This is a genomic window from Phragmitibacter flavus (assembly GCF_005780165.1).
Taxonomy (GTDB): domain Bacteria; phylum Verrucomicrobiota; class Verrucomicrobiia; order Verrucomicrobiales; family Verrucomicrobiaceae; genus Phragmitibacter; species Phragmitibacter flavus.
Genome location: NZ_VAUV01000009.1, coordinates 240,008 through 260,959, shown reverse-complemented (window position 1 = coordinate 260,959; position 20,952 = coordinate 240,008). Strand labels below are relative to the sequence as shown.

15 protein-coding genes are annotated in these 20,952 nt (G+C 57.2%); 3 read left to right on the top strand and 12 right to left on the bottom strand.

Annotation, left to right across the window (positions count from 1 at the left end):
• Position 1 precedes the first annotated feature (1 nt).
• Positions 2-1,690 (bottom strand): GspE/PulE family protein, encoded by a 1,689-nt coding sequence (locus tag FEM03_RS13960; protein ID WP_138086887.1) that lies wholly within the window; start codon positions 1,688-1,690, stop codon positions 2-4.
• A gap of 300 nt (positions 1,691-1,990) precedes the next feature.
• Here FEM03_RS13960 and FEM03_RS13955 point away from each other — a divergent pair, with 300 nt between their 5' ends.
• A complete protein-coding gene (locus FEM03_RS13955; RefSeq protein WP_138086886.1) occupies positions 1,991-2,536 on the top strand; it encodes a hypothetical protein in 546 nt (181 codons plus the stop codon).
• A gap of 128 nt (positions 2,537-2,664) precedes the next feature.
• On the opposite strand, the gene FEM03_RS13950 is transcribed toward FEM03_RS13955, so the two are convergent.
• The 3 genes from FEM03_RS13950 to FEM03_RS13940 are packed head-to-tail and all read right to left on the bottom strand — an operon-like array spanning position 2,665 to position 7,955.
• Positions 2,665-4,167, bottom strand: coding sequence for a lipase maturation factor family protein (locus FEM03_RS13950; RefSeq protein ID WP_166442854.1), 1,503 nt, complete (start codon positions 4,165-4,167; stop codon positions 2,665-2,667).
• A 49-nt stretch (positions 4,168-4,216) separates the two neighbouring features.
• Positions 4,217-4,768, bottom strand: coding sequence for an acyltransferase (locus FEM03_RS25610; protein WP_138086884.1), 552 nt, complete (start codon positions 4,766-4,768; stop codon positions 4,217-4,219).
• Complete coding sequence (locus FEM03_RS13940; protein WP_166442853.1) at positions 4,746-7,955, bottom strand: glycosyltransferase; 3,210 nt, start codon at positions 7,953-7,955, stop codon at positions 4,746-4,748. The genes FEM03_RS25610 and FEM03_RS13940 overlap by 23 nt, the downstream gene beginning before the upstream one ends.
• 473 nt (positions 7,956-8,428) lie before the next feature.
• Between FEM03_RS13940 and FEM03_RS13935 the strand changes: the two genes are divergently transcribed.
• Together FEM03_RS13935 and FEM03_RS13930 are read left to right on the top strand one after the other, a co-directional pair.
• On the top strand, positions 8,429-9,532 hold the full coding sequence (locus tag FEM03_RS13935) for a DegT/DnrJ/EryC1/StrS aminotransferase family protein (protein ID WP_343162112.1): 1,104 nt from the start codon (positions 8,429-8,431) through the stop codon (positions 9,530-9,532).
• Between the two features lie 24 nt (positions 9,533-9,556).
• A complete protein-coding gene (locus FEM03_RS13930) occupies positions 9,557-11,056 on the top strand; it encodes a glycosyltransferase (protein WP_138086882.1) in 1,500 nt (499 codons plus the stop codon).
• Between the two features lie 183 nt (positions 11,057-11,239).
• Here the strand turns inward: FEM03_RS13930 and FEM03_RS13925 are convergent, their stop codons facing one another.
• The 8 genes from FEM03_RS13925 to FEM03_RS25605 all read right to left on the bottom strand — a co-directional run bounded on the left by FEM03_RS13925 (position 11,240) and on the right by FEM03_RS25605 (position 20,937).
• Positions 11,240-11,701, bottom strand: a complete 462-nt coding sequence (locus FEM03_RS13925; RefSeq protein ID WP_166442852.1) for a nucleotidyl transferase AbiEii/AbiGii toxin family protein — start codon at positions 11,699-11,701, stop codon at positions 11,240-11,242.
• A gap of 197 nt (positions 11,702-11,898) precedes the next feature.
• A complete protein-coding gene (locus FEM03_RS13920; protein WP_138086880.1) occupies positions 11,899-12,219 on the bottom strand; it encodes a hypothetical protein in 321 nt (106 codons plus the stop codon).
• 43 nt (positions 12,220-12,262) lie between these two features.
• Positions 12,263-12,817, bottom strand: a complete 555-nt coding sequence (locus tag FEM03_RS13915; protein ID WP_138086879.1) for a cupin domain-containing protein — start codon at positions 12,815-12,817, stop codon at positions 12,263-12,265.
• 120 nt (positions 12,818-12,937) lie between these two features.
• Positions 12,938-13,465, bottom strand: coding sequence for a hypothetical protein (locus FEM03_RS13910; protein WP_138086878.1), 528 nt, complete (start codon positions 13,463-13,465; stop codon positions 12,938-12,940).
• A gap of 234 nt (positions 13,466-13,699) precedes the next feature.
• Positions 13,700-14,137: a GNAT family acetyltransferase gene (locus FEM03_RS13905; RefSeq protein WP_138086877.1), complete on the bottom strand. Its 438-nt coding sequence runs from the start codon at positions 14,135-14,137 to the stop codon at positions 13,700-13,702.
• A 115-nt stretch (positions 14,138-14,252) separates the two neighbouring features.
• The gene (locus FEM03_RS13900; protein WP_138086876.1) at positions 14,253-14,735 is read right to left on the bottom strand and encodes a hypothetical protein; all 483 of its coding nucleotides are present in this window, start codon (positions 14,733-14,735) and stop codon (positions 14,253-14,255) included.
• Positions 14,736-14,783: 48 nt separating this feature from the next.
• Positions 14,784-15,329 carry a hypothetical protein gene (locus FEM03_RS13895; protein ID WP_138086875.1) on the bottom strand — a complete coding sequence of 182 codons (546 nt, stop codon included), beginning with the start codon at positions 15,327-15,329 and terminating at the stop codon, positions 14,784-14,786.
• A gap of 34 nt (positions 15,330-15,363) precedes the next feature.
• Positions 15,364-20,937: a LamG-like jellyroll fold domain-containing protein gene (locus FEM03_RS25605; RefSeq protein WP_138086874.1), complete on the bottom strand. Its 5,574-nt coding sequence runs from the start codon at positions 20,935-20,937 to the stop codon at positions 15,364-15,366.
• Between the last annotated feature and the right edge of the window lie 15 nt (positions 20,938-20,952).

Below are 20,952 nucleotides of genomic sequence, written 5' to 3'. Positions count from 1 at the left end.
ATTAATCACTCGATGCGGTGACGGTCATGACTTCTTCAACGGTGGTGATGCCGGCGGCAGCTTTCATGAATCCGTATTGACGCATGGGAATCATGCCGTCGGCGAGCGCTTGCGCTTTGATATCGGGCATGGGGGCGTGGGTGTTGATTTTTTCGCTGAGGGCACTGGTCATGAGGGCGATTTCCATAATGGCGAGTCGGCCCTGATATCCGGTGTTGCGGCACTGACGGCACCCGGCGGGTTGTTTGAGGTTTTCACGATACTCGACAGGGAAGCCGATGGCGTCGAGGTAGCTCGCTTCGGTTTCGGCGGGTTTTTTGCAGAAAGGGCAGAGGGTGCGGACGAGACGCTGGGCTTGAAAAGCGCGGACGGAGGAGGAGATGAGGAAGGGTTCGATGCCCATGTCGAGCAGTCGGCTGATGCCGCCAACGGCGTCGTTGGTGTGCAAGGTGGAGAAGACGAGGTGACCGGTGAGAGCGGCGCGGATGGCGATCTCGGTGGTTTCGAGGTCGCGCATTTCCCCGACCATGACAACGTTGGGATCGCCACGCAGGATGGAGCGGAGGCCGGCGGCGAAGGTGAGGTTGATCTCGGGTTTGACGGCAATTTGGACGACGCCGTCGAGTTTGTTTTCGACGGGGTCTTCAATGGTGACGATGCGGCGGTCTTTGGTGTTGAGCTGGCGCAGGAGGGTGTAGAGCGTGGTGGATTTCCCTGAACCGGTGGGGCCGGTGACGAGGATGATGCCGTTGGGCATGCCGAGCAGTTTGTTGATTTTGACAAGGATCTCGCCGTCGAGGCCGAGCTTTTCCATGTCGAATTTCTGACGGGTAAGGAGACGGAGTGAGACGCTTTCGCCGTTGACGGAGGGGATGGTTGCGACGCGGACGTCGATGGGGTTGCCGTCGAGTTCGAGGTTGATGCGTCCATCTTGCGGCAGGCGGCGCTCGGCGATGTCGAGGTTCGCCATGATTTTGAGTCGGGAGATGAGCGAGGACTGCAACAGCCGCATGTTGGGCGGGACGGGGACTTCGAGCAATTTGCCATCGATGCGGTAGCGGATGCGCAGGTCGCGTTCGAGGGGTTCGACGTGGATGTCGGTGGCGCGTTCCTTGAGGGCTTCGCGGAAGATCTGGTTCACGAAGTTCATGACGGTGGCCTCTTCATCGGCTTCGTCGAGAACGGTCGTTTCTTGTTTGAGGTCGTCGTGGCCGCCGTCGCCGTCGCGACCTTCGAGGAGTTCTTCAAAGTTTTCGGCACCGACGCCGTATCCCTGATGCAGTGCTTCCAGGATGCGGCGGCGGGTGGCGAGTCCCCAAGTGACGCGTTTGCGAACTTCGTGTCCAATCGCCTGCTTGGCGTCGAGGTTGAAGGGATCGTAGGTGAGCAGGGTAAGGTCGGGACCGCTCAAAGTTGCGGGGTAGAGTCGGTGGCGCAGGGCGAGTTTGGCGGGGAAGCGATTGTGAAGGTTTTCCGCTGCTTCGAAGGTGTCGTCGGGGGTGAAGCTGAGGTTGAGAGCGGTGCCGAGGGCAGGGTAGAAAAGTTCCTCGTCGACAATCCCGGCATCGAGAACCGCATCAATGAGGGAGCCGCGGCGTTCGGCGGCATCGCTGAGTGCCTGTCGGCATTGATCGGGTTGGGTGCAGCCAGCCTGGGTGGCACATTGGGTGAGGAGTTCGGCCAGAGACATGGAGGGAAAGGATAAAGGCGAAAGGATAAGGGATAAAGAGAATGCGGAATGCGGAATGCGGAATGCGGGCGGACGAGAAAAGGTCTGATAAGCTTAACTTTGCGAACGGCGCGAAGTTTCCGGTTTTATTGGGTGGAGGTGATTTTTATGGAGAGCTTTGGTTCGTTCGTTGAGGAGGCTGAAATCCGTCGCATTCCAAGAAAACTACAAACTGAAGGGTTTTGGGTGATGATTTTTTGTAATACGTCGTATAAATCTGCTGTCGGGCGACTGTTCGCGAAAAACTGAAACTTTGCACCCATGAAGAAACAAACACTCTCCTTCGTCACCTTCATTGCTTCTGCGCTTGCTGCTTTTGCGCAGCCCGACCCGCCCGAACTTGTGGAAATACGTGAGGAGCATTTGCGTTCCATGCAGCGTGTTGTCATTCCCGCGCTCAACACCTACAAACGCCAACTTGAAGCACAAAAGTCCGCTTTCGTGCGTCAACGCAAAGTCGACGCCGCTCGCTCAGTCGACGACGAGCTAAAAGAAATTGACACTCAATTGGAGGTTGCCAATAACGCCGTTTCCAGACCCGGGTTAGTGATGCAACTCACGATCCTTGATGCAGAATATGGTGATTTTGCCTCCAAACGCGTTCTGGACATTACCAAGGCTCTCCAGAAAGCCATGGAATCGGGTGCGCCCACCATTAAACTTCACCGAGATGATGCTGCTGGCGGCGAGGATCCGGCACCGCTGGTTCGCAAAGAGACGCTCATTACCTACACCATCAATGGCCATCGGAAGCAGAGGACCTTTGACGAGGGCCACAAGCTTAACTTCAAATACGACTTGCGATAAATGGCAGGTGCAGATCGGAGAGGCGGGCAGCCCTTCTGGGTCTTGTTTTGCCCAGCACCCGCTTTTTCGAATGAACTCGCTGGTTCTGGGTCGAGAGGGCGAAGCGATGCGGACCCACCTCTCTACACTCATTCGACAGAGAACGAATCCGAATACAGACCCACATAACTCCTCGTCCACCAATCCCCCGTCTCCCGACGCTGCTCGCGGGTGGTAAATTCGTAACGATAAAATCGTGCCCTGACATGACGGATCGACTCTAGCGGGATGGGCGGCTCCTCAAAAAAGTCCATCACCAGTGCGCGGCGTTCCACGATGGCCACCAGCAACTGCCCGAACCACGCGATCCTTCCTGAATTCATGTCCCGTTCCGGCACAAAACCCGGATGCAAAGCGGCGAACCACATCTGCCAGTCGAGGCGCGGCTGATGCGGTGCCACAAAGCCGGGTGCCCGACCAAGGTCTCCGGGTTTCCAGCGCCACTCCAACGCCTGCCAGAAAATTCCGTCATCGCTGACCTCCATCACGATCTCGTGGCGATCCTTTGTCATGGTCGCAAACAGCCCATAGGTGTTCACGCTCGCGAATGGTGCCAACGACCGACTCAAGGCCGAGACGTTTCCTGACTTCCACACCACGCGCTCCAGCGTCACCCAAAGGCTCAATCCGAGCATCCATGCGACCACCAAGCCCTGTCCGATTCGTCTCCACATCACCTCGCGTTTCATCGGCGCTCCATCCCGCCGCCAGCGTCGCGGCCAGCAGCCGTCATCAAGCACGGTTAACGCAAGCCCGGCGGTCAGCAGATTGAAGAAGGTGTAGTTGCCGGTCAAAGCGATCATGCCCATCAACAGCACCATCGACAATGCGGAACCCTTCTTGATCCCGCGCAGCACCCGTGTCGATTTTCCCCACACCGCCTCGACCCCAAGCACGCCCAGCAAAACAACAGGTAGCACCAGTTCGATGCCGAACATCAATCCGCAGCACCACCAGTGCACGCCTTCAGGCAACTGATGCGCCCACCATCCCAACCAGGTCGGCAACGGCTGTGTCTCATAATGATAAACCAAGGCCGTCCAGTCCGCCCACACCGCATCTGCACTCGCCAGCTTCGCCCAACCGGACAGGAACATCAGTTTCACGAGCAGCATTTGCGGCAGCAACATCAGCCAGCGCGACGGCATCCAGTCCCGCACCCTCCATCGCCAGCATCCAGCCATCACGGCGATCAGTCCGGCCTCCAGCAACAGCACGTCCCATTGGAACGACATGAACACATCGCCTGTGGTCACCAGCGAAAGATAGCCGACCCACATCAAGGCGAGCAACGGAGCCTGCCAAAATCCTGCCATCACCATCAGCGCCAAACCGCACCCGACGATGCACAGACCCTTCACCCAAAGATCGCCCGACTGCCACCACAGCAACGTCGGAAACCGCCAGACTGCACTGATCCCCTCACGATCTGCATAGGCGCGGGCATTCTCCAAAAAAGTCCCTGCTGGCATCAGGCCCCGTTCACCCGTCAACCCCTCGAACTGCATGCCCCATGACGCAAACGCGATCAAAAAGGTCAGCGCCACCACACGCGGAAACAAGCGTCCTGCGATCCCGTAACTTACGAACATGCAACCTTCTACCCCGGCCATCCCCCAACCGTCAATTCAAGTGATGCCTTCAGGGGGGAGATGCATGGTCATCAAGAAACGTCTGATAAGTGGCCAGCACGGCATCTCGGTCGCGTTCTTTGATACGGCGGTTGCCGATATGAACGCCCCAGGGAGCGAGGTTTTTGGTGACGACAGAACCGGCTCCGACGGTGGCGCCTTCACCGATGGTGACGCCGGGAAGCACGACACTGTTGGCGCCAATGATGCAGAACTTGCCGATGGAGATGGGTGCGCGGGTGGTGTTTCGATACTTTTCCGGGATGGTGGAGTTGCCGAATCCCCAGTCCTTGAAGTCGTCGGTTCCGGTCAGGATGCGGCAGCCTTGGGAGATGGCGGCGAAGTCGCCGATGTCCAACTCGGCCCCGCCGGTGATGGAGGCGAAGCAGGCGATGTGCACATGGTTGCCAATGCGCATCGGGCTGGTCGCGTAGATGAGGGTGAAGTCATCGATGATGATGTGTTTGCCAAATTCGATGTTCTCCACCCCGATGATCTTGGTGAAGGCGAAGGTCTTCACGCCGGGGATGTCGGGGGTTTCAGTTGATTGAGGCGAGGGCATGGGATGTGGCGTTATCGTTGGAACCGGTTTCGGATTCGATTTCGATTTCGATGAGGCGTTTGAGCAACTGGATGCGCGGGGCAATCTGCTGTTCATAGCTGTAGACCTCACGCACTTTTTCGCAGCCGCGCTGTGCAAGGCTTTTCAGTGCATCGGGATGCTCATGGTAGTGGCTGATGATTTCAACCACCTGTTCGGGGCTGTAGGGAATGATGACGATGTCGACTCCGTGAGTGAACACCTGGTTAAGCTGGAGTGTGTCGGTGCAGAACAAGGCGACTTCGTGAAGCGCGGCATCCGTGCAGCAGCCGGTGGGGAATCCATCAAAGTAGCCTGGACCAAGAACAAAAGGGAGATTCGGTGAGAGAATGATGTCCTTGTCCGCATAGAATGAAGCGAACCATTGCTGAACATGGGTGCCGTGAAAGGTGATGCGATTTTCGAGTCCCGTGATGTCGATGATGGTGGCGTCGAAGTTGCCCACCACGTGAAATTGGATGTTAAGGTGGCGGGCGGAAAGGCGCTTGGCGACTTCAACAAAAACATCGTAACCCTTGTCGGCTCCGTTGGGGGAGTAGCGGTGCGCGACGAAGCAGATATCGAGGGTGGGTTTGTCAGGGCCGTAATGTTTTTTTAACGAAAGATTTCTGTTGAGGTGTTCCAGCGGGGTGACGACGCCATAGATGGCGGTGATTTGATCGGGACGGCAGAATTTTTTTTCCAGCAAGTATTCGTGAGTGATGTTCTGGGTGACGATGACGTGGCGGAACAGGGGAGACTTGAAGACGCTGCGCATGAACGCATCTTTTTGAGGATTGTTGACCTCAAAATATCCCCCGGGATAAAGAGTGAAGACAAAGGGCAGATTCGAACAGGCGAGAATTTTTTGGAAACGATGGATGTTCCCCAAGAACACCAGGTAGGCGAGTGAAGCTTTGAGGGGTTCGTATTCCTTCAATCTTTGCACGCGACCTCTCAACGCGGGGTGGGTGACGGTGCTGAGATCGACGAGTTCCTCCAATGACCGTTGTTCGCCCAAAGTGGGAAAGGCCTCGCCGGTGCAGTGGATCATGGTGCCCGGAATCGCTTCCAGATAGGAATGAAATTCCTGAAAGCGAAAGCCTGAAAGCGGATGGGGAAAGGCATCGTCGAGGATGACGAGTGGATGATGGGGAAAGGCATTTTTCTCCGTGTGAGGCAGGACCTGTGGATTGGAGGAGGGTCGGGACGATGCCGTGATCGGCTCAATTTGGCTGATCTCAACCACTGCAGGTTTCGGTGGCTCGATCAATGGTGGGGCGGCAAGCCACCGACGTTTGCGCAAAGAGCGCAACAAGCGTTGCAGGGCTCCAAGAGGTTCTTTCAAAGGTGCAGTCCGCCAGCGATGAAAAGCCCGTTTGGTCCATGATCGGCGTTGCCAGAGTTCGGCGGATGCAATGGTGCGCCTCGACTTCACGAGGCGTGATCGAAGACGGAGAGTCTCTTCTTTGGCGGTGGCCAGCCTAGCGCGCAGCCGACGATTCTGATCACGCAGACGAGCAATTTCCCCCATGGCATGGAGGTATTCACGATGAACCTCGTGAATCCCATTGGCCGCCAAAGACAACTGCTCCCCGTTGCCTGGAGCGTCGTTGAGACCGCGTTCGTCCTTTGAAAATGTTGAGGCCGCGGCAGCCTCCTTCTCCAACGCGCTGCGCACCTGTTGTTCATAGATCTGGAATGAACGGGTGTATCGGTAGCATAGCTGCCGGTTGATGGCCTGGGTAAGACTGAGGGCGGTCTCCAGCTGACTTTTTGAATCGTGTCCAGACCAGATGCCTGTTGCATGAACACGGTAGGCGGCCATGACATCGTTGAGGTAGCCGATTTTGCCCTTCTCAGCGTGCAGGATGTCGAGTGGCCAATCACATCCGGGAAGGGTGTAAAGCCAGTCGGGAATCTCATCGAGAAGATGATTGCGCACCATGCAGGAGGGGGTGGAAATGTAGTCGCCACGGCACAAATCAATGACGCTGCCGGATGCCGGCACGCGCTTGAGCAGGAGCCTGTCAGCATCGTTGTTTGCGTCCACCACCATGACGTTATGGCAGCAGATGGCGTGGTCGGGATGGGCTTCAAGAAAGTTCACCTGTTTGGCAAGCTTTAAGGGATCCATCCAATAGTCATCACCCTCAAGAAATGCCACATAGTCGCCGCGACAGACGGAGAAATTGTCCAGGTAGTTGGGCACGGCCCCCACATTTTCGGTTCTCAGATTCAGACGGATTCGATCAGGATGTCGGGTCTGGTAATCCAGCAAAATCTGCGGGGTGCCGTCATGGGAATGGTCATCAGAAATGACGAGTTCGTAGTCAAAATCCACCTGCTGGCAAAGAATGCTGTCGAGAGCTTTGGCGACGTAGCGTTCCTGATTGTAGGTGATCAGGGAAATGGAGACCTTGGGTTGAGGTGGAATGGTTCCGAGAATCGTCCAAGTGGCGCTGAATGGCTCCGCTTTGAAGAGGTTGAACAGTGCATTTAGTTCCCGGCGTTTTATAGGAAATGCGGAGATATCATCGCCCTGACCATTGAAGAAGACCGCGAAATTTGAAGTTTCGAACAGCAGCGTCGCGTGCGCATTGAGCCACGCGTGGGCTGGTCTGATCGAATCCCAGTCGATGTCGTCAAGAATGACCAGCCCGCAGGGTTCCATCAGGGGCAGGTAGAGTTGCACATCCTCCATGACAAAACGGGTGTCGTGGTTGCCGTCAACGTGCAGCATGCCGATGCTGATTCTCTTGTCTCTGAAATACCCGGCGGCCTGCGAGGACGGAACGCGCAGCAACTTAGTGCTTTCGCGAAGGTCTTGATCATCAATCAGTGCTTCTACATCGGAATAAATTTGGTCAAAATCAGTGGTTTCGACAAAATGATCGATATGCGGCCTAAGTTGGTCGGAAACATCGTCTTCTGCAGCGGCAGTTCTGGAGTAGGGATCAACACCAAATGCGCGTCCGCCGCTGGTTTTCATGGCAAGCGCCATAGGTAAAAAGCTGCGACCGCGATACACCCCTATTTCAACATAAGTAGAAACGTTGGCGCAGGTGGCAAGATGGACCATCAGCCGGATTTTCTCCATCGGTGAGCCACCGCCGAAGTCCGAAGGGATTTTATCTGACAGGCAACGAATTTGGTTAATTAGTGGCACGGCTTTGCTGGATGGAGATGAGAATGGAATGAGGGTCACCATGAAAAAGTTAAATAAGATCCGTGCGACAAATCGAAATGGGTTGTCTCGCAAGTGGACATATGTTTGACCAATAATTTTTCGACATAGATGCAATGGTGATTGGACGATGCCGAATAAATCATTCAATGGATGCTTCCGAGTAGCAAACAAAATTGCATACAGGCTCGTTGAACATTGGAGCGTAGTCGGTATCGGGCTAAGAAAAGGCACTACATCACAAAGAAATGAAAAGAGAGGATCGCTGATAAATGACAAGCGCATCAGGGTGTTTGCCAACGATTGTGACAAACAGGGTAGAATTTCTAAGAGACCATTTATATTTCGATAAATGGTGTCCCCCCTATTTTTTCATTCCTCATTAACTTCCCCTAGTGCTTGAACTTATTCATCCAATCGATATCGCAAAAAAGTCCGAGGGCTCTTCCCTGTTGGTGCGCTTGACGAGACCCCTGTTGCCAAATCTAAGTTCTTACGTCCTGAAACTTGAAGAAATTTGGAAGTCGGGATGGATGACCAATGGAGGGAAACAGAACAGCGACCTTGTTGAGGTGCTGCGGACGCGGTTGAGATGTGCCAATGTGGCAACGTTCAACAATGGAACCACGGCTTTGTTGCTTGCCCTGCGTGCGCTAAGGCTGCGAGGGGAAGTGGTCACCACGCCGTTCACTTTCCCGGCCACCACCCATGCGATTGATTGGGCCGGGTTGACGCCGGTATTTGCTGACATCGATGCCCGCACGGGTTGTCTTGATCCAGCAGCGGTGGAGGCGGCCGTCACCAAAGACACCAGTGCGATCCTGGCGGTGCATGTGTTTGGCATTCCGTGTGATGTCGAGGCGCTTGGAGCGATCGCGAAGAAACATGGACTGAAATTGATCTACGATGCGGCGCATGCCTTCGGGGTGGAGGTTGGGGGGCGTGCCATTGGATCTTATGGAGACATCAGCATGTTCAGCCTGCATGCGACCAAGCTGTTTCACACGGCTGAGGGCGGTGCTTTGACGTTTCGCGACGCCTCTTTGGCGAAGGATCTCCATCTGCTGCATAATTTCGGGATTGCCGACGAGGACCATGTGGCGATGTCTGGGATCAATGGAAAGATGAATGAACTGCAGGCCGCGCTGGGGCTTTGTGTCATGGAGGTGCTTGACGAAGAGTATGCGAAGCGCGCTACGGTGGTGAAACGTTATCGGGATCAGTTGCGCAATGTGCCAGGAGTGGAGTGCATGCTTCCAGGTCCTGGGGTGCGTCCCAGCATGCAATACATGCCTGTCCGAATCGGACCCGAATCCCATTCCGACCGCGATGCGATGTTCAATGGTATGAGGCAACAAAACATCATGTCGCGGCGCTATTTCAGGCCGCTGTGTTCGAGCATCGAGCCCTATGCGCATTTGCCCTCGGCTGCGCCCCAAGGTTTGCCAAATGCGGTGGGTCTGGAGAAGGAAATCCTCTGCCTGCCGCTGCATGGTGGATTGAAGGACGAGGACGTTGACCGGGTTTGCGAGGTTTTGGTTGCCGGGTCGGCGAAATGATATGGGATCAAGTTTCTGTTTCGTATGAGCCCTATTGTTTCTGTTGTTCTCAGTTCCTATAACCACGTCGCCTTTGTAGCGGACGCGGTTGCCAGTGTGCTGAGCCAGGATTTTGCCGACTTCGAATTGGTGATCCGCGATGACGGATCGACGGACGGGACGGCGGAGCTGCTGAAGACTTTTGATGATCCGCGGACGGTGATGATTGAAGGTGGTTTCAACGTGGGCGGCGCGGCATCATTAAACCGGTGCATCCGGCAGGCGCGCGGAGAATTTGTGGCGGTGATCAACTCCGATGACGTCTGGCTGCCGCATCGATTGTCGACCCAATTGGAAATCATGCAGGCGCGCCCATCATTGGGTGCGGTATTTTCCCTAGCGGAAGTGATCGATGAAGCGGGAGGGGATTCGGTTGATGAAGGGCATCCGTATCGATCAATTTTCCGGGAGGAAAATCGTTCGCGCCAGGATTGGCTGCGCTTCTTTTTTGATTTTGGGAACTGCCTCTGTCATCCCAGTGTATTGATTCGGAGACACGTTTATGAGGAGTTGGGATTTTACGATCCGCTGATGGTTCAGCTGCCGGATTTTGACATGTGGATCCGCCTGTGTTCCCGCCATGACCTTCATATTCATCAGGAGCCCTTGTTGCAGTTCCGGGTTCTCAATAACCAGGCCAATGCGAGCGGCGATTCAGCATTGAAACGCGAGCGGCTGGCGTATGAAACCACCAAGGTGCTCTCGCACTATGCGAAGGCTCCGGTGCTTGATGATTTGCATGAAGTGCTGCCGGAGTGGATTGCGCCTGATGCGGGCGTCGAGGATCGATTGAAGGGGCTCGCTGCGGCCGCGTTGGCGAAGGAGTCTTCTGCCCATCATTGTTTTGCGTTGGACTGTCATCGCGCCGTGGAGGCGATTCGACCTCAAGCAGAGTGTGATGGCAGCCTGCTCAAAAGCGGGTTGAGAGCGCGGGCCTTCTCGCATGTATTTGCTCCATGGACCATTTGTCGAGTCGAGTGGCGCAAGGCGGGGGAGAAATTCAACAAACGGGCGTCGAAAGAGTGTCGGCTTGATCCAGGCTTGATGGGTCAGGATTCGATCGAGTTGCCCGAGGGCACCGTCCAGGTGCGCCTGAGTTTTGCCGAGGCAGTGTCAATCCTGGAACTGGGCGAATTGAGTCTGATTGATACCAGTGGCCGGGTGGGATGGAGTCTGGTCCCATCGTCGCAACAGGAGATCAAGGTCTCGGGGGCTTCGTGGCTGGAAGCGGATCACAGTGGCGGTTCCGATATCGATACCGATGGGAAGTGGATGCTCGCAGGCGAGGCTGGTGGAAGTGTTCGAATCCAGTTGCCGGAGATCGAGCCGGGCCAGCATTGGCGTCTGGTTTTCAAGTTGGCGGTGCGTCAAGATCTTCGCCAGTTGGTCGAGACGAACAAGCAACTGGCGAAGAGGGTGAAGGCGTTGGAGGAGGCCAAGGCGGCCAGTTCGACCGAGACGTCCTGGTTGAAGCGGTGGATTTGAATCAGGTGGAAGTCGCGAACTCAAATCGGCTTTGACGGATCTGATCAACTCGACCTTGTGTTTAACCAAACACGCTTCGGCGGAATGGCGGGGGCGCTTCAGCGATGATCGCACGAGCACTCCCATTGCACTGGGCTTGGGGTGGTGAAGGCGGTCGGCGAGATGGAGGGAAAGCGGGCAACGTCACTCGGGTTTCTCAATCTCCGACTGTAAACTTTCGGGGAGCAACGACCAGAGCACTGGGTGTGATTCGACTAGCCGTGCGATGTCGGCGAAGTCCTTGATTCTTTTACTTTGGCGATGGGTGAAATCGCGCCACGCGAGAATTTTGCCAGTGAGGGTATCTTCCAACGAGGCTACCCTGAGAAGGATGCCGTGAACATCAGCGGCAACCGATCGATCTGGAAAGGAAAGGTAAACTTCTTCGGTGCTCAGTTGAATGCTGACCTTTGATTGGCCTTTGAAGTTTACCGACCATCGGAAGCGGTCAGCGCTGAATCCTGCGTCGGAAAGCAGGGAGACGGCTTTGTCAACGTCGGCGGCTGCGACGACGAAGTCAACATCTTGAGTCACCATGGGTTCTTCGGCCCAGTGGTTGACCGCCACACCTCCGATGGCGCACCACTTGATGTCGGCACGCTCCAAACAGTCCACGAGGCGCATGACATCGTTGGTGCCTCCTGCAGTCTGCCAATCATAGAATTTCTTTGCGGTCACAGCGATGAATGTAGCCTGTATTGCGGGGCTGTCAGCGTTGATTTTCCTTCGGATTGCTGGCGTGTTCAGGCTTGTGCATTTTTAAGCAGGCGTCTTGATGGAACCTGAGGCACAGTCGTCTGGCACTAGATTTTATCAATGGAAGGAGTGGGGATCGTTTCGCGACGTTTTGACAAGTCTTTTCCAAAGCGATACCAGAGCCAACCCAGGAGGGTGAACAGTATGATCACCACTAAGTAAAAGGCGATGTCGCTGGGCAAATTGTTGTAAAACTGTTTTCGATACCAGTAGTCCCAACCCTCTTTTGGTTCGCTTTCAAATGTGAAAAAGAAGGCTCTTTTCCCGTCTTGAACAACATCATGGACAAACCAAGTGGCCCCGACCACAAAGAACGTTGCTATCGATAGTGCTGCTGCATGCAAGGTTGTGGTAAGAAGCCGTTTCATGATTCGAATCGAATTTACTAGCTGTCTGTTCTTGTGCGCGACCTCAAACAGGCAGACGATAACCGAGGCATTTGCCGAGAATCGCAAACGCACCCATCACGAGATGCGGTGGTTTGATGGAGCGTATCTCTTTTGAATGCGCCACGAAAAGCATGGAGATCAGAACCGTGGCGCTGAAGGATTTGGGAGGAAGGGTGAGTTTGCCATCGGCGATGAGACGATGCATGCGGCGGAACATGCGTTCGATGTCCAGCGCGGGTTGATGGATATTGATCAGGCGCACCTCAGTGGGATGCGGATTCTTGAGCGTGTGGGGAACACCGACTGGAACCGTGGCGGTTTCGCCTGGGCCGAGGGTGCGCCATTGGCCGTTGACGTAAACGTCGAGCTTGCCTTCCAGCACCGAGTAGATCTCTTCGGCATGCGGATGGATGTGCAGCGGAGGACCCTCAAAACCAGAGACGACGATGTTGATGGCTTCGAAGGAGGCACCGTTGGTTTCTTCGGTGGTTTTGGTGACCTCCCACCACATGCCGGTGGCGGCGAAGTCCAGGATGCGATCAGATTGAGATTGAGATTGAGATTGGGGAGTGGGCATGGTGGGATGGACTAATTGATGGAGCACACTTTATTCCACAAGATGCCATTCATCAATCGCTGCCACGAGGCTCCGTGCCCCCTCCGCCCATTTCAGTTTGGGACGCGACGCAGCGCATCCCTACCGTTGTTTTGATGGGGATGGTTGGTGAAATGAATTCATCGCCATGTGTAAATCGTGAACTTCTCCACGCCAGGGCCACGAATTGGATTTATCTGCTAAATTTTTGACCACGGGATTCTCCTGCATGTATTCCAATTTTTCCTGTAATTGAGCATCATTGCGCAAGCGATGATGAAAGATGCCGCGCTGCCAGCGCCATTCCGGTTGGCCAATGCGACGACTGAATCTTTGTTTCCAGAAGGCGGTCCATTTTTCTATGTCGATTCCCTGACGGAGGTCTTTGGGCACGCACAAAAAATGAAGATGATCTGGCATTAATACATAAGGTCCCACTAACCACGCCGTTGCCTCATTTGACCAGATGTCGTGTAACAACTCCATGACCTCACGTCGCGCTACCCATGAACCTCGTTGATCAGCACAGATCGTGCAGAACAAGATCAACGGCATCTCGGAGGATAAGACGACTCCTTTGGCGGGGGTGGTTCTTCCAATTTCGACTTCGTCGCGGGGATTTGGGGGCATGGAGATTGGGGGATGCGCGGAAAGGTCACTGCAAAGGCGTTGTTTGCAACGCCCATCTTTAAACCGGTAGGGATGCGCTGCGTCGCGTCCCATTTGTCTGCGGGCGGAGGCGGTGGGACGAGATTGACATCCAGAGGCAATTGGATACCGGGCATCCGCGCCACCTCCGCCCAATTCAGTTTGGGACGCGGCGCAGCGCATCCCTACCGGATGATTTGAAGAGGGGGGAACCTTTCAGCCTTGGTAGGGTTCGTCGGTGACCAGGCGTTTGCCCATGGTTTGCACATCGTCGAAGGTGAAGCCGATGCGTTGGTAGAAGTCGATGACTTGTTGGTTGGTGGAGCGCACCTGGAGGTTGATTTTGGGGCAGCCGAGTTCGCGGAGAAGGGTTTCGGCGTGGTCCATGATCTGGCGCCCGTAGCCGGTTTTTTGCAGATGGGGCGCGACGGCAAGGTAGTTGATCCAGCCGCGATGTCCGTCGTAACCCGCCATGACGGTGGCGACGATTTCGTTGTTGTAGTCATGGGTGCCGACGAGGAACAAGTCAGGGGAGTCGGCGAGTTTGCGTTGGATGTCGAGTTGGGGGTTGTTTTGAGGGGCGATGAGTCCGCAGAGTTCCCACAAGTGAATGACGGCGTTTTCGTCAGAGGGGTTGTAGGTGCGGATGTTCATTGAGAACTAGTTGTCTGATACTTGCATTTCTTGTCAGTGAGACGTCTAATTTGAGATGCAAAGAGGGGATGGACGGGCTCAGCTCATTAGGCAGCGGACCATGGTGATGACAGGATCAGATGGAGATGGAGGTGTAAAAAGCCTCACCAGTCGAAGGAACGAAATATAAAGCATATCCACCTCTGAAATTATCGAATCCCTCGTGGCTCTTCCAATAAACTTGAATCTCATTCAGATGGTTCCGAAAATGGAAGATGCCTGCATAAAACCAATTTGTATGATAGGTCTTCCCAGCCACTTCGATTTCCTGGACCCTGTTCTCCCTCAACCACACGTTCGCAGGAGTGACTTTTGACATGCCGAGACGTGAGGTGATCTCATCTACTCGATTTTGTGAAGTTTTGAATAGAAGCCATTTGGTGGACTCGGCTAGGGAAAACTGTGACCTGCCGGTCAGATTAAGCACGTCGGATGGCACTGGCTCGCCGAGCCAGCGTTTGTATAACGCCGCTGGCCGACTTGTAAAACTGTCCCAAGCTGAGATGGCTACGTAAAACACCACAATCAGGACCAAGGTTTTTAAACATCCGCGGTTCATAGGTAACATTTCGTGGCTAGGCGTTGAACTCTGAAATCGAATTTTCCTTTAAAACATTTCTGCAGAGTCTCTTTCAAGAGCTTCATACACTTTTTGCCAACTCGACGTGATCCATTCTTGATCACGCGGTTCTGTGGCGAGTGATCTTAAATGAGTAAACACGTAATCGGCGAGAGAACGAATATTTTGGTGGAGTGGAAAGAGGACGGATGAGGCTGACAAGTCGAGTTGTGAAGTGATGATCGACCCAACAATGACAGGTGGGAGAACAGCATCTGCCTCCTCCGCTACTTGAAAATCCCTCATATATGTATCAAGAACCGGGAAATAAAAAATGAAGGCGTGACTTCCCATGAAGGCAAAATCGTCCTGATAGCGCATCGGATGATCACGAAACTTGAGAAGAGCCTCTTCTATGGTCAGACTGCCAAAATTGAGCCAGGCACTGCGGGCGTCCAGGTCATCTCCGTGTGGATTAAAATCCTGTTCAGAGGGCTGCGTTTTTTGAGGCATTGGGATGAAGCGGCAATGGGTATAGTTGGAAAAGCAAAAGTGACCGAATGCAGATTGTTGTGACCGAAGAGGGGTTGGCAAGATGAGATGGACAGGACTGTCCCTTCTCCTTTAATCACTCAATCTGCAGGAGATACTCGATGAGCTCGGCTTGTTGAGGGGCGGTAAGTTCGCGGAAGCGGGCGTGGTTGGTGGTGCCGGGGGCGTGGGTGGGGGTGAAGATGTCTTCTATATTTGTGGCTTGGCCGCGGTGGAGGTAGGGGGATTTGGACCAGAGGGCTTTCAACGTTGGGGTGTCGATGCCACCGAGGGTGCTGTTGAGGCGGTTGCCGGATTGGGTGGTCTGGGTGCCGATGTTGTGACGGAGGAAGGTGGTGGCGTTGGAGTCGGTGAACTGCGTGCCGCTGTGACAGGTGGCGCAGCCTTTGGTGGTGAAGTGGGTTTGACCATTGATGGCGGCGGCGGTGAGGGTGCCGTCGGCATTGCGGAAGGGACTGCGCAAAGGGGCACTCAATGAGGTGAGGTAGGCAGCGAGGGCGTCGAGGTCGGTGCTGCGTCCGGCGTTGGCGGTGCCGAGGGGTGGATGGGGGGTGCCATTGGCGATGAGGCCGGTGCCGCCACTGAGGTCGCGGATTTGCCCTTCGAAATCCTGGATCTCGTTGAAGTTGGCGCTCCAGTGAAGGGCGCCTTGCGACATGCCGCCGTGACCGCGCAGGTCGATGGTTTGACGGAGGCCTTCGCCGAAGTTGCCGAGGTCCCAGGTGCGGCCGTCGTGGTCGCCGCCGATGTGGCAACTGGCGCAACTGATGTAACCGTCGAGGGCGAGACGCGGGTCGCGGGCGTTGTGGAAGAGTTTTTTGCCTTGGAGGACGTTGCTGGCGAGGGGTTCGGCGATGACGAGGTTGACGGTGCCTGCCAATGGAGTGGCGGAACCGGTGCCGGCGGTGAGCTGGGTGATGTCGAAGACGCGGACGCGGCGCTCGAGGAAGTTGTGAACGTAGAGGCGTGAGCCGTCGGGGGAGACGCAGAGTCCGGTGGGGGCGTGGCCGAACAGGTCGCTGCCATTGGTGGCGTTGATGGGGCTGAGGGTGTTGCGGGTGTTGGCGTCAATGACGTTGATTTGTTCGTTGCCGATCATGGCGGCGAAGACGAGGTCGCCGCGCGGGCTGAAGGCGAGGGCGGCGGGGAAGTGGGCGTCGTCGAGGTCGATGCGATTGCCGATGGGTTCGTTGTTGTTGATGAGGTCGAGCTGGGCGACGAGGGAGCGGACTGAGTTTTCGTGATTGAGGGAGTTGCCGTCGCGGAACAGGCCGCGGTAGATGTTGTCTTTTTTGGCGGGGATCCAGCCGCGGCGTCCGTCGGGGGAGATGACGGTTTGCATGAGGTAGTTGGGGAGGCCGCGTCCGGAGTTGGGTCCGTCGATGGTGGTGGTGTCGGGCGCGAGGGTGAAGGTGCGGGTGATGGCGAGGGTGGAGGCGTTGAGTTCGAGCACCTGGCCGCCGCTGTTGGGGGATCGGAAGCGGGTGACGAAGACGCGGGTGGAGTCGGAGGCGACGGAGATGCTGCGGGCGGGGCCGCCGATGTCCTGACTGCCGAGCAAGGCACGCGTGGTGGGGTTGTATTTGAGCACGCCTTCGGCTCCTTCGCAGGCCACGAAGGCGGCGGTGCCATTGGGCGCGAAGGCGACGCCGGTGGGGAGGTATCCGCGACCGATGTTGATGGTGCTTAGGACGGCGGCGGTGGAGGCGTTGAGGATTTTGATTTCGCCGTTGTTGGTTTTGGAGTTTTTGCAGACGACCCAGATTTCTGCCGAGCCGGGGCGGAGGGTGCAGGAGACGGGTTCGGTGTCGTTGCCGAGGTTGACACGGTGTTCGACGGCGAGGGTGGTGGCGTCGAAACGCACGATGGTGCCGATGGGGGGGGTGGCGATGTTGTTGTCGTGATTGTCGCCATCGGGGACGACGCACCAGACTTTGTTGCGGCTGGCATCGAAGACCATCTCGGAGGCGATGGAGGGGGGATTGGCGGTGATGGGGTTGTAGATGATTTGGGTCATCTGTTTGGGCAAGGAAGTGGTGTAGCCGTCGGAAACGGTGACGGTGACAATGTGACGTCCGGGGGCGGTGTAGGTGCGGGTGGAAGTCGGGGAGGTTTGCCAGTTGCTCTGGGTGCCGTCGCCGTAGTTGAAGAGGTAGAGGAATTGTTCGCCGACGTTGGGATCGGTGACGTTGGCGGTGAAGGTGACGCTGGTGCTGGTGGTTTGGGCGGGGTTGTTGGAGGCGAGGGTGTTGACGATGGGGGCGATGTTGGGGGAGCCGTGGCCGAGGGCGGCGATGTCGGCGTGGCTGGCGGTTTCGGAGTAGACGCGGACTTCATCGATCTGACCGAGCCAGGGGGCGCTGCCGCCGGTGAAGGCACCAATGTTGAGGGAGGTCAGATTGCCGAAGTCGGCGCGGATGGGGGAGGTGGTGTTGACCTTGCGTCGGTTGCAATAGATGTCGGCGGTGCCGGTGGTGCGGTCGATGACCATCGCGAGGTGGTTCCATTGATCGACGAGGAAGGTGCCGGCGGGGGCGTAGATGTTGGCGGACAGGGTGCCGTTGGCGGTTTCGAAAACGAGGGCGAGGTTGTTGGTGGCCCAGTTGTTGACGAACCAACGGAAGCCGTTGCTGAGGCTGCCACCGGGAGAATTCGATAGCAGGGTGCGGGAGCCGGGGGGGAGGCCGGAGGGCATTTTGGCCCAGAGGGAGAGGGTGATTTTGTCGCCGAGGGAGAAGGCGGGGGCGTCGGCGTAGTCGTTGATGCCGTCGTAACCGAGGCTGAGGCTGCCTTTGGCGGCTTCGCCGACGAAGTTGGCTCCGTTGCGGCGGGTGAGGGGGCGGTTGAAGCCGGAGAGGTCGGCGTCGCTGCCTTCGAGGGACCAGTGGCCCTGGAGTTTGCCGACGGCGAGCAGGGCGATTTCGTTGTCGTCGATCCAGCGTCCGTGCAGGCGCACGTCGTCGATGGAGCCGGCTAGGCGGTAGCTGTTGTTGGCCATTTGACCGAGGTGGACGGGGCCGAGGGTGCGGAAGTCGGGGACGATGGTTTGGTCGAGGGTGACGTCGACGCCGTTGAGGTAAATGCGGCAGATGCCGGAGGGGCGGTCGACACCGATGGCGATATGAACCCATTGGTCGAAGGGCAGGGTGTTGATGGCCGTGACAGACGCGTTGCCGAGGGTGCCGTTGCCGGTTTCGACCTGGATGCGGCCGGGGGTGGTGGCGTGGGTGGAGCCGTAGACGAAACATTTCCAGCCGTCGGTGTGGTAGCCGCTGCCGGTGTTGCCGAAGATCGTGTTGAGGGTGGCGTTGCCGGAGTTGAGTTTGACCCAGGCGGAGGCGGTGAAGGCGGAGCCGAGTTCGAGGCTGGGGGAGATGGCGTGGCCGAGGGTGCCGTTGAGGGCGAGGGAGGCGGTGCCCTCGGCGGTGTCGGTGCTGATGTTGTAGGTGGCTCCGGTGGCGCTGAGGGTGAGATGGCGTTGGGCGGGCGAGCTGTCGTTGGGATCACCATTGAGCCGCCAGTGGGCGAGGGTGAGTGGGGCGAGGTTGCGGAGGAGAAGGAGGTCGGCTTCGGGGAGGATGCGGTTGTAGAGGCGCAGGTCGTCCATCTGGCCGAGGAGGTAAGCGCCGCTGTTGACCATGCGGCCCCAGTTGAGTTCGCCGGTGGTGGGGAAGTCGTTGCGGATGGTGCTGTCGACGGTGAGGTCCTCGCCATCGATCCAGATGCGGGCGGTGCCGGTGGTGCGGTTGATGGTGGCGGCGAGGTGGACCCAGCGGTCGAAGGGGAAGACGTTGTTGGCGGTGGAGGCCGCGTTGCCACCGACGCCGCTGATATTGCCGGTTTCGATGGCGACCCGGCCAGGGGTGGTGTTGGCGGAGCCGTAGACGAAAAGTTTCCAGCCGGGGACGGAGTAACCGCCGGTGGCGTTGCCGACGATATTGTGCAGGCCGGTGGTGCCGGAGGGGACGCGGACGTAGGTGGAGACGGTGAAGGTGTCGCCGGTGTTGAAGCTGGGGGTGCGGATGAAGTCGTTGATGCCGTCGAAGGTGAGGGCGGCGGTGCCGACGGCGGCGTCGGTGGTCCAGGGGCTGGGCGGAGTGGTGAAGCCGAAGAGGGTGCCGGGATTGGTGCCGGCGCTGTCGCTGGCGTTAGTGCCGGAGGTTTCATCGAGCGGATAGCGCAGGGTGAGGCCGAGTCCGGTGGCGTCGAGGGAGCCGGTGGAAAAGGTGGAAATGGTTTGTCCGACGACAGCGTTGCCGGAGCAGTCTTTGATGCCGCCAGCGACGACGACGATTTCATAGATGGTGTTGGGCTGGAGGGGGCCGGAGGGGGAGAAATTGACGATGCCGCCCATGTGGGCATAAGTGCCGGTGAGGGCGGTTCCGCCCTGGGGTCGGACGATGATGGAGGTGTTGTTCACGCTGGGTCCGTCGAGGAGATCGGTGAAAGAAACGCCGATCATGCTGTGGAGACCGACGTTGGTTTCGCCGTTGATGGGTCGGATGGCGTTGATGACGGGAGGGCGGTTGTCGACGGCGGTGTCGTGCGGGATGAGCCAGCCGGCGGCATTGGGATCGGCGGAGGCGGTGCCGACGAAGGCGAGGTTGCCGATGGGGATGGCGACTTCGGCCTGGGGGAATCCGGGGATGTCGGCGACGAGGACGGGGGGCATGGTGTCGATGCGGATCTTTTGGTAACGTCCGTTGCCGAGGTTTCCGACGTGGATGAATTCGTCCTGAAGAACGGGGTAGCGGATGGTGCCGCCGGGGTTCATGTGGCCGACGACTTGGATGTTGCGGGGATCGGAGATGTCATACACGAAGAAGCCGCCGTTCTGGCCGCCGCCGTAGAGCCGGTTGCCACTGAGGTAGCTGGTGTAGGTGTTGGCACCGATGTCGTCGCGGTTGACGTCGAGCAGCTGGGGGTCGGCGGGATTGTTGAGGTCAAAGGTGGCGACGCCGTTGGTAAGGCTGGCGGAGACGACCATGACGTTGCCGATAACATAGACAGAAGCGCAGCGGAAGCCGGTGAGGGCGGGCACATCGACGGAGCGGAGGCGCACGGGCGCGGCTGGATTGCTAACATCCCAGACGTCAACGAAGCCGGTGGCTTCGCCGTAACCTTCGCCGCCGGTGTAGATGTATTTGCCGCCCCAGGCGCTGGAATGGCTGGAGGAGATGCCGCCGTTGGCGACACCGGCGACCGTGGGTGCGGCCATGTTGGTGAGGTCGTAGACGGTGAATTTGCTGGCGCGAATTTGGGTGAGTTCGCCGGAGAAGCCCATGGCGTGGCTTTTGAAGATGGCGTTGTTCTCATGCACGCCGACGCGGCTGGGGCCGACGTTGTTGGGAGTGGCGGATTGGGAGAGTCGCCAGGTGCTGAGTTTACCGTTTTGTCCGTTGGCATCGGCAAAGCCACCGGAGATGACGAGGTGGCCGCGATGCATGGCGGCGAAGGTGGGTCGTTGTCCGACCTCGGCGGCGGTGAAGGTGCGCAGTTTGGTGTGGAGCTGCGGGGTGGTGAAGGTTTGTTTGGGGACCGGAACGTTGGTCTGGCTGAAGGAGGTGGTGGCTCCTGCGGCGGCGAGGATGGCGCAAATGACTGATGCGATGGAGTGTGGCGTTTTGCCACGGGTGATCCCTTGGTTCATATCTTCGGTTGGGTG

Coding starts and splice junctions, on each gene's coding strand:
- FEM03_RS13905 (WP_138086877.1), bottom strand. CDS start 14,137: ATGAACATCCGCACCTACAACCCCTCTGACGAAAACGCCGTCATTCAC.
- FEM03_RS25610 (WP_138086884.1), bottom strand. CDS start 4,768: ATGCCCTCGCCTCAATCAACTGAAACCCCCGACATCCCCGGCGTGAAG.
- FEM03_RS13955 (WP_138086886.1), top strand. CDS start 1,991: ATGAAGAAACAAACACTCTCCTTCGTCACCTTCATTGCTTCTGCGCTT.
- FEM03_RS25605 (WP_138086874.1), bottom strand. CDS start 20,937: ATGAACCAAGGGATCACCCGTGGCAAAACGCCACACTCCATCGCATCA.
- FEM03_RS13915 (WP_138086879.1), bottom strand. CDS start 12,817: ATGCCCACTCCCCAATCTCAATCTCAATCTCAATCTGATCGCATCCTG.
- FEM03_RS13930 (WP_138086882.1), top strand. CDS start 9,557: ATGAGCCCTATTGTTTCTGTTGTTCTCAGTTCCTATAACCACGTCGCC.
- FEM03_RS13950 (WP_166442854.1), bottom strand. CDS start 4,167: ATGTTCGTAAGTTACGGGATCGCAGGACGCTTGTTTCCGCGTGTGGTG.
- FEM03_RS13900 (WP_138086876.1), bottom strand. CDS start 14,735: ATGAACCGCGGATGTTTAAAAACCTTGGTCCTGATTGTGGTGTTTTAC.
- FEM03_RS13920 (WP_138086880.1), bottom strand. CDS start 12,219: ATGAAACGGCTTCTTACCACAACCTTGCATGCAGCAGCACTATCGATA.
- FEM03_RS13910 (WP_138086878.1), bottom strand. CDS start 13,465: ATGCCCCCAAATCCCCGCGACGAAGTCGAAATTGGAAGAACCACCCCC.
- FEM03_RS13960 (WP_138086887.1), bottom strand. CDS start 1,690: ATGTCTCTGGCCGAACTCCTCACCCAATGTGCCACCCAGGCTGGCTGC.